Source organism: Aeromonas lusitana, from assembly GCF_002812985.1.
GTDB classification, from domain to species: domain Bacteria; phylum Pseudomonadota; class Gammaproteobacteria; order Enterobacterales; family Aeromonadaceae; genus Aeromonas; species Aeromonas lusitana.
On record NZ_PGCP01000019.1, the window covers coordinates 21,028 to 35,889 of the forward strand.

A 14,862-nucleotide genomic window follows, 5' to 3' on the forward strand; every position below is an offset into this window, starting at 1 on the left:
TGAACCGGGAGATAGGTGATGAGTAAAGGACTGGAATTGCTGTCGACCAGGTTACTGGAGGCCGAGAATCAGGCGGCGCTGGCCTTGGCCAAGGCGCAGCAGGACTTGAAGCTGTTCATGGATCAGCAAAACGCCCTGAACCAGTATCGCCAGATCTATCACCAGCAGTGGACCGACCGTGGCCTGCAGGGGATCAGCCCCCAGCAGAACAGCCAGTATCACGCCTTCATCAACAAGCTGGAAAACGCGGCGACCCAACAGTATGAAGGCGTGTTGCAGGTGCGCGAGGCGCTGGCGGTGTGCCGTACCCAATGGCTGGAGGCCCAGCAGAGGCGCAAGGCCGTCGAGCTCCTGCTGGAGAAGAAGGCCGACAAGGTGCGTCAGAAAGCCCAGCGCCAGGAGCAGAAGATGCTGGACGATTACGCTATCCAGCGTCGGTATCACCATTCTGGCCTGTAATTTGCTTCTTATCTCGGCAAAGCGCTAAGACGCCGTACCTGCCTGCTGGCCGTGCGGCCATCACACCGGATTGTCGTCAGGATCCCAGCATGATACAGACCCAGTTGATCAAGGCCGCCACTCAGGCCACCCCTGCCGACAGTGGTGTCGCCCTCGCAGGCCTCACTCAAGATGGCGCCGCGCTGCCACAGGGTGACGGCAAGGTCGCCTTCGCTGACGCTATGGCCTTGGCGCAGCGGGTCGACAAGGGCTCTGCCGCCACGCCCGTGAGCGGCGACGAGCTCGCAGCAATCACCCCGGATGCCAAATCTTTGGCGGCGATCGATGAGACTACTCCGAGCACAGAGCCCAAAGCCGACAAGGCAAAGGCTGGCGAGACAGAACTTCCCCCCGATGATTTCCTGCAGCAGTTGCAGGCCTCCCTGCGCCAGGACACCAGCCTGATCCTGCCTGTTGCCGCCCAGGCGACGCAGGCAGCGCCCCTGGCCACCGACGGCAACGACTTGCCGCCCGAGTCGCAGTCGCTGCTTGAGACCAGCAAGCCGGCCCAGGGCGCCGCAGGGCAAGCGGCCGCCGCGCAGCAGGCTCTGTTGCAACAAGCGGGTGGGGGGATCAGTGAGCAGGCGCCAGATCATCAAGGCAAGGCAGATGGTGCGGGTGACGCTGGCAAGGGAGCTCAGAACATCTCTGCCTCAGCCCAGTCAACCAATCCTCAGCCCATCGAGCAGTCGGGAGAAGAGGCCGTGGCCGAAGACAAGCCGGTCGACGCTACGTCGGCATCCTCTAAACCGACGACACCCTTGTCTGGCGAGGCGCGCGCCGCCCTGCTGGCCAAGGTGGTGGCCGGCGCATCCGCCGCCGAGCCACAGGGCGCAGGGGCCCAGGTGACAGACAAATCCCTGCCGATGGCAGACAAATCCCAGCAACAGACGGCCCAAGAGTCAGCTACCAACGGTGCGGGCGCGGATGTGGGCACACCAGCGTCCCCTACCGTGCAGGCCAGTGCGGCCAAGGCCTTCGGTGAAGGGCTGGTCAAGGTGGACACCGGCGTGAATGGCAACCCTGAGGCCAACAGGGATGCAGCGGCTGATGGTGAAGAGGGCAGCAAGCCTAGCGCGGCGGCGCAGGAGTCAGAATCCAAGCCGGCGCAGGCCGCTGCGACCAAGCCCGACGCCAGCGCGACCGGCAGTGCCCCTCCCGTGGCCAAGGCTGCGGATCCGGATCCCGTGATGGCGGCGCCCCAGCAGGTACTGGCTCGTCACGAGTCCCAGGGGCCCCAGGCCTCGTTGACGGCCCTCTCGGCCGGCATCCAGCAGATGGAGGCCGAGCCTGCGGTGGCCGTCAGGGCCGCCGCCGATCTGAAACAGGCGGAGGTGAAACCCAAGTTCAGCGAACCGGGCAAGCAGGCCGTGCTGGAGACCAAGGGGTTGGAGCAGAGCGAGTCAGCTTCTTCCCTGCAACCGGCCCAGACCCAGGCCAGTGACAACAAGCCGGCCGCCGAGGTAGCCGCCAGACGGGAGGCCCAGAGCTTGCCGCACCTCAAGCTGGCCACCCCGGAGGCCCCGACCCAGCTGCACCAGAAGGTGAACCTGATGCTGGCGGACAAGCTGCAACAGGCGGAGATCCAGCTCGATCCCCTCGGCCTTGGCAAGATGAAGATCCAGATTCAGATGGGGGCGGACAGCCAGGCCAACGTCAACTTCGTGGTCCAGCACGGCCAGACCCGGGAGATGCTGGAGCAGGCCATGCCGCGCCTGCGGGACATGCTGGCTGGGCAGGGGATCCAGCTCGGTCAGACCCAGGTGCAACAACAGTCGCAGCAACAGGCACAGCAACAGGGTCAACCGTCACAGCAGCAAGGGCAATCGGCCTTCAATGGTCAGGAGCAGCGGGGCCAGCAGGGGAGCGGATCCTTCGCTGGCAACGGCCAGGGGGAGGGGGGCAATGGGACCCACACCCTGAGTCTGCTGGTGGAATCGACAAACGATGCCGGAATTGATTTCTATGCTTGATGCCAGCCTGAGTAAGTTTATGATACCGAACAAGTTTGAGACTAGGGTGGACAAGGGATGGCAGACGATAACGAACTGACGCTGAAGGATCCGGCGGCAGCCAAGAAAAAGAAGCTGATCATGATAGTCGCCCTGGCCGTTGTCCTGCTGGGGGGCGGTGGCGCCGGTGCCTGGTTCATGCTGGCCGGCGGCGACAAGCCCGCGGTGGAAGCGGCCGAGGCCAAGCCCGCCGATAATGCGCCCCAGCCTTCACTCTATGTGGGCATGCCGCGCCCCTTCGTATTCAACGTGGCGGGCGGGCAGCGGGATCGGCTGGTGCAGATCAAGATCCAGTTGATGGTGCGTGGCGCCGCCGACGAGGCGCTGGCCAAACAGAATATTCCCCTGATCGAAGGCACCCTGCTGCGCGTCTTCAGCGCGGCCACCGCCGAGCAGCTGATGACCTTCGAGGGGAAAGAGAAGCTGCGCCAGGATTCACTGGAAGAGTGCCGTCGGGTCCTCAAGGACCTGGTCTCTTCCCCCGTAATCGAACAAGTGCTGTTTACCGGCTTTGTCATGCAATGAAAGGTGAAGCGTGAGCGATCTGTTAAGTCAGGACGAAATTGATGCCCTGTTGCACGGTGTCGATGATGTCGAAGAGGAAGAGTTAGGGGCGGGCGGGGATCCCGGCATCGCCCAGTTTGACTTCTCCTCCCAGGACCGCATCGTCCGTGGCCGCATGCCGACCCTGGAGCTGGTGAACGAGCGTTTCGCCCGTCACATGCGCATCAGCCTGTTCAACATGATGCGACGCACCGCCGAGGTCTCCATCAACGGTGTGCAGATGCTGAAATTCGGTGAGTACGTGCACACCCTGTTCGTGCCGACCAGCCTGAACATGGTGCGCTTCCGTCCCTTGAAGGGCACGGCACTCATCACCATGGAGGCCCGCCTGGTGTTCATCCTGGTGGAGAACTTCTTCGGTGGCGACGGCCGTTATCACGCCAAGATAGAGGGACGCGAGTTCACTCCCACAGAGCGGCGCATCATACAGATGCTGCTCAAGCTGGTGTTCGAGGATTACAAGGACGCCTGGGCGCCTGTGATGGACGTGGGCTTCGAGTACCTCGACTCCGAAGTGAACCCGGCCATGGCGAACATCGTCAGCCCGACCGAGGTGATAGTGGTGAGCTCATTCCACATCGAACTCGATGGCGGCGGCGGCGACTTCCACGTGGCCATGCCCTACTCCATGCTGGAACCCATCCGCGAGCTGCTGGATGCCGGGGTACAGAGTGACAAGGGCGACACTGACGTGCGCTGGAGCAAGGCGCTGCGCGACGAGATCATGGACGTCAAGGTGGAGCTCAAGGCCAAGCTGCTGGAAACCGAGCTGACCCTGCGGGATCTGATGGAGCTCAAACCCGGTGACATTATCCCGGTGGAGATGCCGGAGAACCTGCTGGTGTACGTGGAAGACTTGCCGACCTTCCACGCCAAGATGGGGCGCACCAAGGAGAATGTGGCGCTCAAGATCACCGACAAGATCCAGCGCCCCGACGGGGTCAAGACAGAGATGCATCTGGTGACCCGTGGCGGTGTGCGTATCGATGGCGAAGCCGAGCTGGAAGAGCTCGAGCGCAGCATCGCAGATAAACGACCCTAATTGACCCTCGCCCTCGCGCGAAACATGAAGCATAAGGAACAGAGATGAGCGGAACCGATGACGAGCAGGATTTGATGGCTGACGCCTGGGCGGCTGCGCTGGAAGAACAGGTGACGGCCGAGGCCAAGCCCGCCCCCCTGGAGGAACTCAAGGACGACGCCCCCATCAGCGCCGAGGAGCGCCGCAAGCTGGATACCATTCTGGACATTCCGGTGACCATCGCCATGGAGGTGGGCCGCAGCCAGATCAGCATCCGCAACCTGCTGCAACTGAACCAGGGTTCTGTGGTGGAGCTGGATCGGGTGGCCGGTGAGCCCCTGGACGTGTTGGTCAACGGCACCCTGATCGCCCACGGCGAGGTGGTGGTGGTGAACGACAAGTTCGGTATTCGCCTGACCGATGTCATCAGCCAGATTGAACGGATCAAGAAACTCAAATGATCCGTCTCCTCGTCCCCTTGCTGTTTGCCACCCCCGCGCTGGCCGAGGGGGTCAATCCCCCCAGCATCACCTCCTGGCTGCTCTCCAGCCTGATGGTCATCGGCCTCATCCTGGTGCTGGGCTTCCTGCTCAAGAAGAGCAAGCTCACCCAGGTGATGGGGGGAGGGCAGATGAAGGTCATCGCCACCCTGCCGGTGGGTTACAAGGAGAAGCTGATGGTGGTCAAGGTCGGTGAGCAGCAGCTGCTCATCGGGGTGACCCCCCAGCAGGTCAACTTCCTCTATCGCCTGGAGCAGCCGCTGGACGAGAGCCAGCCCCAGGCGTTCTCCCAGCAACTTGGCAAACTGATGGGCAAGCATGAAAAAAGCTAACGGCTTGTGGCGGCTGGGCCTGCTATCCGCCCTGTTCTTGTTGTCGCCACTGGCCCTGGCCCAGGACGGCATGTCGGCGCTGACCGTCAAGACCATGGCGGATGGCAGCCAGGAATACAGCCTGACCCTGCAGGTGCTGGCGCTGATGACAGCGCTCTCCTTCCTGCCGGCCATGGTGATCATGATGACCTCCTTCACCCGGATCATCGTGGTGCTCGGCATCTTGCGCCAGGCCATCGGCCTGCAGCAGAGCCCCTCCAACCAGGTGCTGATCGGCATAGCCCTGTTCATGTCGTTTTTCATCATGTCGCCGGTGCTGGATCGCATCAATGACGAGGCGCTGCAACCCTATCTGGCTGAGACCATAGGGGCCAAGGAGGCGCTGGAGAAGGCCGAGCTGCCCATCCACCAGTTCATGTTGGCCCAGACCCGGGTCAAGGATCTCAACACCTTCATGGAGATAGCGAACGTGCAGGTGGACAAGCCGGCGGACGTGCCGCTGCGGGTGCTGATCCCGGCCTTCGTCACCAGCGAGCTCAAGACCGCGTTCCAGATAGGCTTCATGCTGTTTCTGCCGTTCCTGGTGATCGATCTGGTGGTGGCCAGCATCCTGATGGCCATGGGGATGATGATGTTGTCTCCCATGCTGGTGTCTCTCCCATTCAAGCTGATGCTGTTCGTCATGGTGGACGGATGGAACCTGATCTTGGGGTCCCTTGCCAACAGCTTCGGGCTGGGGGCAGGATGATGCTCGCCCTCCCTGCCGTTCTGGCTGATGGGGCTCATGATGGGCTATGGCCGGAAGCTGTTCTTGTCGCCTCTCAACAGGGCTTGGCTGGGCACTGGCTAGCGCGGTCAATGGAAAGGAGCCGATAAGATGAGTCCGGAAACCTTTGTCGACGTGTTTCGCGAGGCACTCTGGCTGGTGACCATCATGGTGTGCGCCGTGATCCTGCCAAGCCTGATGGTGGGCCTCGTCGTCGCCATCTTCCAGGCCGCCACCTCCATCAACGAACAGACCCTGAGCTTCCTGCCCCGTCTCATCGTCACCCTGCTGGCACTGGGGGCGGGCGCTCATTGGGGCCTGCAGAGCCTGATGGACTTCTTCCAGCTGATGGTGAGTCAAATACCCGAGGTGGTGGGGTAATGCCTGCCCGCGCCTTGGCGTGCTGGCTGCCACGCCCGGCTGCCGGAGCGCCGTCGTGACTTACACCACCGGGCTTATCATGGAGTGGCTGGCGTCCATCGTCTGGCCCCTTGCCCGTATCAGCAGCTTGCTGATGGTGATGGCGGTGTTTGGCAGCCGGTTGGCGCCAGCCCGCGTGCGGATGGGGCTGGCACTGGCCATCACCTTCATCATCGCCCCCCTGTTGCCCCCCATGCCCAAGGTCGAGCTGTTCTCCGTCGGCAGCTTCCTGGTGCTGGGGCAGCAACTGCTCATTGGCGTGGCGCTGGGCCTGATGACCCAGTTCCTGCTGGAAACCTTCGTGATGGCGGGCCAGGTCATCGCCATGCAGACCAGTCTGGGCTTTGCCACCCTGGTGGATCCCATGAACGGCCAGTCCGCCCCCGTGGTGGGCCAGTTCTACCTGATGCTGGCGACCCTGGTGTTCCTGGCGGTGGACGGTCACCTGCTGATGATCAAGATGGTGGTGCTGAGCTTCGAGACCCTGCCGGTCTCGGAGCAGGGACTGACCCTGCCCGCCATCCGCAGCCTGGTCAGCTTCCTCGGCGTCATGTATCAGGCCTCATTGGTGATGGCCCTGTCGGCCATAGTCGCTCTGCTGCTCATCAACTTCGCGTTCGGGGTCATGACCCGGGCTGCCCCCCAGCTCAATATCTTCAGTATCGGCTTCGCGGTGAGCATGATGTCGGGTCTGTTTATCCTCTGGCTCACCATAGGCGGCTTCATGGGGCACTTCGAGTCCATATGGGAACGGGTGCAGGAGACCAGCTGCGAGCTTATCAATGTGCGCTGCTACGGGGGCCAGAATGGCTGATCCGGTACTGGCGCAGTTCACACGATGCCTGGTCTTTGGCCGGATAAGCCTCTGCCTCTTGCCAGTCGGGGGTCAGCATGGCTGATACCGATCAGGAACGTACCGAACAACCCACGGGCAAACGACTGCAACAGGCCCGGGAAAAAGGGCAGATTGCACGCTCCAAGGAGCTGGGTACCGCCAGCGTCCTGCTGGCCACCGTGTTTGGCCTGCTGATGATTAAGGAGAGCCTGGCGGGGGCCATGGTCAGGGTGCTCACCATGGGCTTTACCCTGGACCGGGATCAAGCCTTCGATCCCAATGCCATGGGGGTCATGCTGCCGACCCTGCTGTGGGAGCTGGTGCAGCCGCTCGGCCTGCTGTTCCTGATGGTGGCCATCGCCGCCTTCGTCGGCAACACCCTGCTCGGCGGGATGAACTTCTCTTCCGAGGCCATGATGCCCAAGTGGAGCAAGCTGAGCCCCTTGAGCGGTTTGAAGCGCATGTTCGGGGTCCAGTCTCTGGTGGAGCTGCTCAAATCTATCGCAAAAGTCGTGTTTATTAGCTTGTTTGCCTGGTGGATGCTATCCAGTCAGTTCAATCATCTGCTCAATCTCTCCCTCGAGGGCTTCCCCGGCGGCATCATAGACGCCCTGGATCTACTGCTCTGGATGCTGATCATCCTCTGCTGCGCCCTCATCCCCATCGTCGCCATCGACGTGCCGTTCCAGACCTGGAACCACACCCGTCAGCTCAAGATGACCAAGCAGGAGATCAAGGACGAGTTCAAGGACAGCGAGGGTAAACCTGAGGTCAAGAGCAAGATCCGCCAGCTGCAGATGCAGATGGCGATGCGCCGCATGATGGGGGATGTGCCCAAGGCGGACGTGATCATCACCAACCCGAGCCACTACTCGGTGGCGCTGAAATACGATGCGAGCAAGCCGGGTGCCGCCCCCAAGGTGCTGGCCAAGGGCGTCGACGAGGTGGCCATGAAGATCCGGGAGATAGGGCGGGAATACGATATCCCCATACTGCCGTCACCGCCGCTCACCCGCGCCATCTATCACGCCACCGAGATTGGTCATGAGATCCCGGAGGGGCTGTTTGCCGCCGTGGCCCAGGTGCTGGCCTACGTCTATCAGCTCAAGAAGTTCCGCCGTGGCCGTGGCCGCCGGCCGACCCCGGTCGCCAAGGACTTGCCCATCCCGCCCGAGTTCCGTCAGTAAGGGCTTAGCTCACCCGAAGCCTGGCGGCGGTTTCTCGCCTTTTTCCTGCCTATCCGTCAGAGCTTTCTCTGCGTTTTGATCGCCAATCGGCAGGGGTCGTCTCGCTTATCTCTCTTCATACTCCCGCCTGGGCGCCATCCGTTCTCTGGCCGTGTGCCTGGTTTCTTGCCAGGCGCGCTCTTGCCTGCCAGCTGATCGCTAACGACGGACTTCTGACAGCTTGAAAATAAAACATATATAAATCAATTATTTGAATTGTTGGCTTGATGTTTGCTTTAATCCGCCACTGGCTGTTGATAATTGAGAATAACGATGGGATTCAAGGCAGGACTGGGCCGATTCAAAGAGTACAGGTGGTTGCTGACCAAGGGTGTCGGGACCCCGCTGCTGGTGCTCGCCTCCCTCGGCATGGTGGTCTTGCCCATCCCGCCGCTGATGCTGGATATCCTGTTCTCCTTCAACATCGCCCTCTCCATAGTAGTGCTGCTGGTGGCCGTCTATACCCGCCGCCCCCTGGAGTTCGCCGCCTTTCCCACCGTCTTGCTGATAGCAACCCTGCTGCGACTCGCCCTCAACGTTGCCTCCACCCGGGTGGTGCTGCTGGAAGGCCATAACGGCACAGCGGCGGCCGGGCACGTGATCGAGGCGTTCGGCAACGTGGTGATCGGCGGCAACTATGCGGTCGGTATCATCGTCTTCATGATCCTGGTGATCATCAACTTCGTGGTGGTCACCAAGGGTGCGGGCCGGATCTCCGAGGTGAGCGCCCGCTTCACCCTGGACGCCATGCCCGGCAAGCAGATGGCCATCGATGCGGACCTGAACGCCGGTCTCATCAATCAGGAAGAGGCCAAGAAACGCCGTCAGGACGTGACCCAGGAAGCAGACTTCTACGGCTCCATGGACGGTGCCTCCAAATTCGTGAAGGGGGATGCCATCGCCGGCATCATGATCCTCTTCATCAACATCATCGGCGGCTTCATCATCGGCATGGTGCAGCACCAGCTCACCTTCGGCGAAGCGGCCGAAGTCTATACCCTGCTCGCCATCGGTGACGGCCTGGTGGCCCAGATCCCGTCCCTGCTGCTCTCCATCGCCGCCGCCATCATAGTGACCCGTCAGAACACGGATCAGGACATGGGCACGGCGGTACTTGGCCAGCTGTTTGAAAATCCCAAGGCGCTGGTGATCTCCGCCGGCATCCTGCTGATGATGGGCAGCGTGCCCGGCATGCCGCACCTGGCCTTCCTGAGTCTGGGGGCATGCGCCGCGGCCGGGGCCTGGTGGCTGCTGCGCCGCGAGAAACAGCGCGCCGCCAAGGTGGCCAAGGGCGAATTGTTGCCACAGGCGGCAGATCAACCCCACGAGCAGAAGGATCTGAGCTGGGATGACGTCATGCCGGTGGACATCATAGGCCTGGAGGTGGGTTATCAGCTGATCCCGCTGGTGGACAAGAGCCAGGGGGGTGAGCTGCTCAACCGGATCAAGGGGGTGCGCAAGAAGCTCTCCCAGGAGTTCGGCTTCCTGGTGCCCGCCGTGCACATCCGGGACAACCTGGATCTCGCCCCGAACCAGTACCGCATCACACTCATGGGAGTGAGCACGGGGGAGGCGACCGTCTATCACGACAAGGAGATGGCCATCAACCCGGGCCAGGTGTTCGGCCAGATCCAGGGCATTGCGACCCAGGATCCCGCGTTCGGGCTGGAAGCGGTCTGGGTCGCCAAGGAGCAGGTCTCCCAAGCCCAGACCCTCGGCTATACGGTGGTGGATGCGGCGACCGTGGTGGCTACCCACATGAGCCAGATCCTCTCCAGCCATGCCGCCTTGCTGCTGGGCCATGACGAGGTGCAGCAACTGCTGGACATGATAGGGAAACACCAGAGCAAGCTGGTGGAAGGCCTGGTTCCCGAGGTGATCAGCATGGGGAACCTGGTCAAGGTATTGCAAAATCTCCTCAATGAAGGCGTGCCAATTCGCGATATGCGCACTATCCTGCAGACCCTCGTGGAGTATGCGCCGCGCAGTCCTGACCCGGAAGTGCTGACCGCCGCCTGCCGTATCGCCCTGCGCCGGTTGATCGTGCAGGAGATTGCCGGCCCGGAACCCGAGCTGCCGGTGATCACCCTTTCACCAGAATTGGAACGTATATTGCATCAATCCCTGCAAGCAGGTGGGGGAGATGGCGCCGGCATAGAGCCGGGACTGGCGGAGCGGATGCAACGCTCCCTGGTGGAAGCCACTCAACGACAAGAACTGGAAGGCCAACCGGCCGTGCTTCTGACATCGGGGATATTGCGCAATACCCTGGCGAAGTTTGTCAAGAATGCCATTCCTGGGTTGCGCGTTCTGTCTTATCAGGAAGTGCCTGATGACAAGCAAATCCGCATCGTCAGTGCGGTAGGACAGGGCTAGTTAGCGGAGATGACGGGTGAAGATTAAGCGGTTTTTTGCCAAAGACATGCGAACGGCGCTGGCCGAGGTCAAGGAGACGCTCGGGCCGGATGCTGTCATCATGTCCAACAAGAAGGTCACCGGTGGGGTGGAGATAGTCGCCGCTGTCGATTATCAGTCCCAGGTGCCCGGACCTAAAGATGCGCCAGTTCGCCGTCAGTTGAACGATGAGAGCGTCAATATCTCGTCTGCGGGCAAGCAGATGACGCGCCCGACTCCGGCCAAGGAGCAGAACGAATATTACGCCGACACCCTGGCGGCCCTGTTGGCCCGTCAGCAGAAACTCAACCCGGCCAACCCGGCGGGCAATGGCAATCCGGCGCCGGCTGCATGGGCCGGGAATGCGGCGGCGGGCAATCAGTCCGCCGGTCTGGTGTCCGCCAATGCGGCCCCCAAGACCCTGGCCGAGCAAGGCCAGTGGGGCGCCGCCCCCGAGCCTGCCAAGCCGAAGGCCCGGCCGGCGGCCGGTCAGCGTCCTACTCAGGCTCCCCAACGGGATCAGGAGATGGAAGGGATGCGCAAGGAGATGGCCAGCATCCGCAAGCTGCTGGAGCATCAGATCTCCGGCCTGATGTGGCAGGAGGTGGAGCGCCGCGAGCCGATGCGTGCCCTGCTCATCAAGGAGCTCAAGAAGATGGGCTTCGATGATGCCTTCGCCGATCAGCTGGCGGGCCTCATCCCCGAAGACATGCCGATCCATCAGGCCATGGCCCAGCTGGCCGAGGTGCTGACGGCTCAGCTCAAGATCAGCGAAGACGATATTCTGCGCCAGGGCGGCGCGGTGGCCCTGCTCGGCCCGACCGGGGTCGGCAAGACCACCACCATCGCCAAGCTGGCGGCGCGTTTTGCCATGAAATACGGCGCCGAGCAGGTGGCCCTCATCACCACGGACAACTACCGGATCGGGGCCCATGAGCAGCTACAGACCTATGGTCGTATCATGGGCTGCCCGGTGCGTCAGGTGCGGGACGCCGAGGAGCTGGCCAATGCGCTCTACCAGTTCCGTCATCGCCGGCTGGTGCTCATCGACACCGCCGGTGTGGGTCAGCGGGATATCCGCCTGACCGAACAGCTCGACACCCTGGTCAAGAATGCCAAGGTACGTATTCGCAGTTATCTGGTCATGTCCGCCACCTCCCAGCGTCGGGTGATGCAGGAGGCGGTGGATCACTTCCGGCGCATCCCGCTCTCCGGTTGCATCCTGACCAAGCTCGACGAGAGCCTGAATCTGGGGGAAGTGATCAACGTGTGCATCCAGAATGCCCTGCCCATCAGCTACATCACGGATGGGCAACGGGTGCCGGAAGATATTCAAGTTGCCAATGCGGCGCAGCTAGTCGGCGCCGCCATGGGCTCGCTGGAGCGGGAAGCAGAGGATCCCTATTTCTGGGGTTCAGGTTTTGGCGAGACCGAAGATTCGGAGTTTTATGAGTAACATGTATATGGATCAGGCGAGTGGTCTGCGCAAAATGCGTCAAAACAATCGAGTGAAAGTGATCGCCGTGTCTGGAGGCAAGGGGGGCGTGGGCAAGACCAACGTCACCCTGAACGTGGCAGGCGCCATGGCTGCCCAGGGCAAGCGGGTGATGGTACTGGATGCCGACCTTGGCCTCGCCAACGTCGACGTCATGCTGGGGCTGCGGGTACACCGCAACCTGTCCCACGTGCTGGCCGGTGAGTGCACCATAGACGACATCATAGTCGAGGGGCCTTACGGCATGATGATAGTGCCGGCGACCTCCGGGACCCAGTCCATGGTCGAGCTCTCGCCGACGCAGCATGCCGAGCTCATCCGCGCTTTCAGCGAGATGAAGACCCAGGTGGATGTGCTGCTGGTGGACACGGCGGCGGGGATCTCCGACATGGTGCTGAGCTTCACCCGCGCGGCCCAGGACATCATGGTGGTGGTGTGCGACGAGCCCACCTCCATCACGGATGCCTATGCCCTCATCAAGATCCTCTCCAAGAATCATGGGGTGTTTCGCTTCAAGGTGGTGGCCAACATGGTCCGCTCCTTGCGCGAGGGGCAGGAGCTCTACGCCAAGCTGACCCGGGTCACGGATCGCTTCCTCGACACCTCGTTGGAGCTGGTGGCCTGCGTGCCCTATGACACCAATCTGCGCGCCGCCGTGCGCAAGCAGAAGCTGATCGTCGAGGCGTTTCCCAAATCACCGGCGGCCCTGGCGTTTCGCGCCCTGGCCAACAAGGCGGCGAGCTGGCCCATCCCGAACCAGCCGGGTGGCCACCTCGAGTTTTTCCTCGAGAATTTATTGCAAAAGCCGGTCATAGCACAGGAAGACTCCCGTGAATAAAACCCAAGCATACTTGCGTCATCAGGATTCCTATGTGCTGGTCGAGCGTCATGCTCCGCTGGTGAAACGGATCGCCCAGCACTTGTTGGCTCGCCTGCCGAGCAGTGTCTTGCTGGATGACCTGATCCAGGCAGGTATGATTGGGCTGCTCGAAGCGACCCGTAACTTTGACGGCAGCAAGGGCGCCAGCTTTGAAACCTATGCCGGCATTCGCATCCGCGGTGCCATGCTCGACGAAATTCGCCGTGGCGACTGGGTGCCGCGCTCTGTGCACCGCAACAGCCGCGCCATCGCGGAGGCGATCGAAAACGTGGAGCAATCCCATGGCCGCGACGCCAGGGACACCGAGGTGGCCGCCCGCATGGGAGTCTCCCTCGGTGAGTATCACGCCATGCTGCAGGATGTCTCCTGCGGCAAGATCATCGGTATCGAGGATCTGGGGGTCAGCGAGGATGTGATAGGGCATCCCGATGACGCCAGCCACGGTGGCTTCGACGACCTGGCGGCCGAGCGCTTCCAGGGCGCCCTGGCCGAGCATATCTCCCGCCTGCCCGAGCGCGAGGCGCTGGTGCTCTCCTTGTATTACGACGAGGAGCTGAACCTGCGCGAAATAGGTGAAGTCTTGAGCGTAAGCGAGTCTCGGGTGAGCCAGATCCACAGTCAGGCCATGCACAGATTGCGCGCCCGCTTGCGAGATTGGAATTTATAAGTGGTTGTACTGGCTACACTGGAACACAACTCTAAGGCATAATCCGCCCCATAAAACCTGCGTTCTGCATCATGTAAGAGAGCCGTTTTGGCGGCTATTTAGGAGGGAATTTTGGACAAGAACATGAAAATCCTCATCGTGGATGACTTTTCGACGATGCGCCGGATTATCAAGAACTTGCTGCGTGACCTGGGATATAACAATACCCATGAAGCAGACGATGGCAACACGGCGCTGCCGATGTTGAAGAACGGCGACTACCAGTTTGTGGTCACCGACTGGAACATGCCTGGTATGCAGGGCATCGACCTGCTCAAGGCCATTCGCCTCGATGACAAACTCAAGCACCTGCCGGTGTTGATGGTGACTGCCGAAGCCAAGCGCGAGCAGATCATCGAAGCCGCCCAGGCCGGGGTCAACGGTTATATCGTCAAGCCGTTCACCGCCGCCACTCTCAAAGAGAAGCTCGACAAAATCTTTGAACGAATCGGCTAAGGAGCGGCAGGGATGAAGGCCAAAACGAGTGCCATGATCTCGCTTGACCAGGCAAGGATGCTGGTCGCCCATCTGGAGCGAGAGGAGTTTGAACAGGCCGATACCATCCTCGCCGATGTGTGTGCCCCCAATGCGGCGGCCCTGTTTGACAAGGTGGGGCAACTGACCCGCCAACTGCATAACTCTCTACAAGACTTTCGTCTGGATCCCAGGATCCCCGATCTGGCTACCCACGAGATCCCCGATGCCCGGGAGCGTCTGAGCTATGTCATCGACATGACGGACAAGGCCGCCAACCGCACCATGGATGCGGTCGAGGCCAGCCTGCCCATCGCCGATCGCCTCAATGACAACATCCAGCTGGTGATGCCCAATTGGAATGCTTTGATGAGCCGGGAACTCGAACTCGGTCAATTCAAGGCACTCTGCCATCAACTGAATGATTTTATTAAGGCTTCAGAGACGGATGCCGATAAATTACGACAACTGCTGACGGAAATTCTGATGGCTCAGGATTTCCAGGACCTGACCGGTCAGATGATCCGCAAGGTAATCAAGCTGGTACAGGAAGTCGAAACAAAATTGATAGAGATGCTGACCATGTTTGGTGAGGCCGTTGCCGAGAATTCGGTGCGCACTTTGCCGGCAAGCGGTATCGAAGCGGAAGGTCCCATCATGAATCCGCAGACCCGATCCGATGTGGTCAATGGTCAGGACGATGTGGACGATCTGCTGTCTAGCCTGGGATTCTAATGGA

At 61.3% G+C, this 14,862-nt stretch carries 16 protein-coding genes; all 16 read left to right on the forward strand.

Translation table 11 applies throughout. The features are described 5' to 3' along the window. The first annotated feature begins 18 nt into the window (after nt 1–18). The 16 genes from fliJ to CUC44_RS12900 all read left to right on the forward strand — a co-directional run bounded on the left by fliJ (nt 19) and on the right by CUC44_RS12900 (nt 14,858). The gene (gene fliJ / locus CUC44_RS12825; protein ID WP_100860326.1) at nt 19–459 is read left to right on the forward strand and encodes a flagellar export protein FliJ; all 441 of its coding nucleotides are present in this window, start codon (nt 19–21) and stop codon (nt 457–459) included. Nucleotides 460–548: 89 nt separating this feature from the next. Beyond that, nucleotides 549–2,471, forward strand: coding sequence for a flagellar hook-length control protein FliK (locus CUC44_RS12830; protein ID WP_100860327.1), 1,923 nt, complete (start codon nt 549–551; stop codon nt 2,469–2,471). Between the two features lie 57 nt (nt 2,472–2,528). After that, nucleotides 2,529–3,035: a flagellar basal body-associated protein FliL gene (gene fliL / locus CUC44_RS12835; protein WP_100860328.1), complete on the forward strand. Its 507-nt coding sequence runs from the start codon at nt 2,529–2,531 to the stop codon at nt 3,033–3,035. 10 nt (nt 3,036–3,045) lie between these two features. After that, nucleotides 3,046–4,116 (forward strand): flagellar motor switch protein FliM, encoded by a 1,071-nt coding sequence (fliM, locus tag CUC44_RS12840; RefSeq protein ID WP_100860329.1) that lies wholly within the window; start codon nt 3,046–3,048, stop codon nt 4,114–4,116. A 44-nt stretch (nt 4,117–4,160) separates the two neighbouring features. After that, nucleotides 4,161–4,556: a flagellar motor switch protein FliN gene (fliN, locus tag CUC44_RS12845; RefSeq protein ID WP_025326247.1), complete on the forward strand. Its 396-nt coding sequence runs from the start codon at nt 4,161–4,163 to the stop codon at nt 4,554–4,556. Continuing rightward, nucleotides 4,553–4,927: a flagellar biosynthetic protein FliO gene (gene fliO / locus CUC44_RS12850; RefSeq protein WP_100860330.1), complete on the forward strand. Its 375-nt coding sequence runs from the start codon at nt 4,553–4,555 to the stop codon at nt 4,925–4,927. The genes fliN and fliO overlap by 4 nt, the downstream gene beginning before the upstream one ends. After that, nucleotides 4,914–5,675 (forward strand): flagellar type III secretion system pore protein FliP, encoded by a 762-nt coding sequence (fliP, locus tag CUC44_RS12855; protein ID WP_100860331.1) that lies wholly within the window; start codon nt 4,914–4,916, stop codon nt 5,673–5,675. The genes fliO and fliP overlap by 14 nt, the downstream gene beginning before the upstream one ends. 129 nt (nt 5,676–5,804) lie before the next feature. Beyond that, entirely contained in the window at nt 5,805–6,074 is a 270-nt protein-coding gene (gene fliQ / locus CUC44_RS12860; RefSeq protein ID WP_033130820.1) for a flagellar biosynthesis protein FliQ, read from the forward strand. A gap of 55 nt (nt 6,075–6,129) precedes the next feature. Further along, nucleotides 6,130–6,927 carry a flagellar biosynthetic protein FliR gene (gene fliR / locus CUC44_RS12865; RefSeq protein WP_100860332.1) on the forward strand — a complete coding sequence of 266 codons (798 nt, stop codon included), beginning with the start codon at nt 6,130–6,132 and terminating at the stop codon, nt 6,925–6,927. Between the two features lie 77 nt (nt 6,928–7,004). After that, nucleotides 7,005–8,135, forward strand: a complete 1,131-nt coding sequence (gene flhB / locus CUC44_RS12870) for a flagellar biosynthesis protein FlhB (protein ID WP_100860333.1) — start codon at nt 7,005–7,007, stop codon at nt 8,133–8,135. A gap of 312 nt (nt 8,136–8,447) precedes the next feature. Next, entirely contained in the window at nt 8,448–10,550 is a 2,103-nt protein-coding gene (gene flhA, locus CUC44_RS12875; protein ID WP_100860334.1) for a flagellar biosynthesis protein FlhA, read from the forward strand. Between the two features lie 16 nt (nt 10,551–10,566). Further along, nucleotides 10,567–12,024, forward strand: coding sequence for a flagellar biosynthesis GTPase FlhF (flhF, locus tag CUC44_RS12880; RefSeq protein WP_100860335.1), 1,458 nt, complete (start codon nt 10,567–10,569; stop codon nt 12,022–12,024). A 1-nt stretch (nt 12,025) separates the two neighbouring features. Beyond that, nucleotides 12,026–12,901 (forward strand): MinD/ParA family protein, encoded by an 876-nt coding sequence (locus CUC44_RS12885; protein WP_208621071.1) that lies wholly within the window; start codon nt 12,026–12,028, stop codon nt 12,899–12,901. After that, the gene (locus CUC44_RS12890) at nt 12,894–13,610 is read left to right on the forward strand and encodes an RNA polymerase sigma factor FliA (protein ID WP_100860336.1); all 717 of its coding nucleotides are present in this window, start codon (nt 12,894–12,896) and stop codon (nt 13,608–13,610) included. Before CUC44_RS12885 ends, CUC44_RS12890 begins: the two co-directional genes overlap by 8 nt. Before the next feature lie 123 nt (nt 13,611–13,733). After that, on the forward strand, nt 13,734–14,105 hold the full coding sequence (gene cheY, locus CUC44_RS12895; protein WP_425266319.1) for a chemotaxis response regulator CheY: 372 nt from the start codon (nt 13,734–13,736) through the stop codon (nt 14,103–14,105). A 12-nt stretch (nt 14,106–14,117) separates the two neighbouring features. Further along, nucleotides 14,118–14,858 carry a protein phosphatase CheZ gene (locus tag CUC44_RS12900; RefSeq protein WP_100860337.1) on the forward strand — a complete coding sequence of 247 codons (741 nt, stop codon included), beginning with the start codon at nt 14,118–14,120 and terminating at the stop codon, nt 14,856–14,858. Nucleotides 14,859–14,862: the final 4 nt, after the last annotated feature.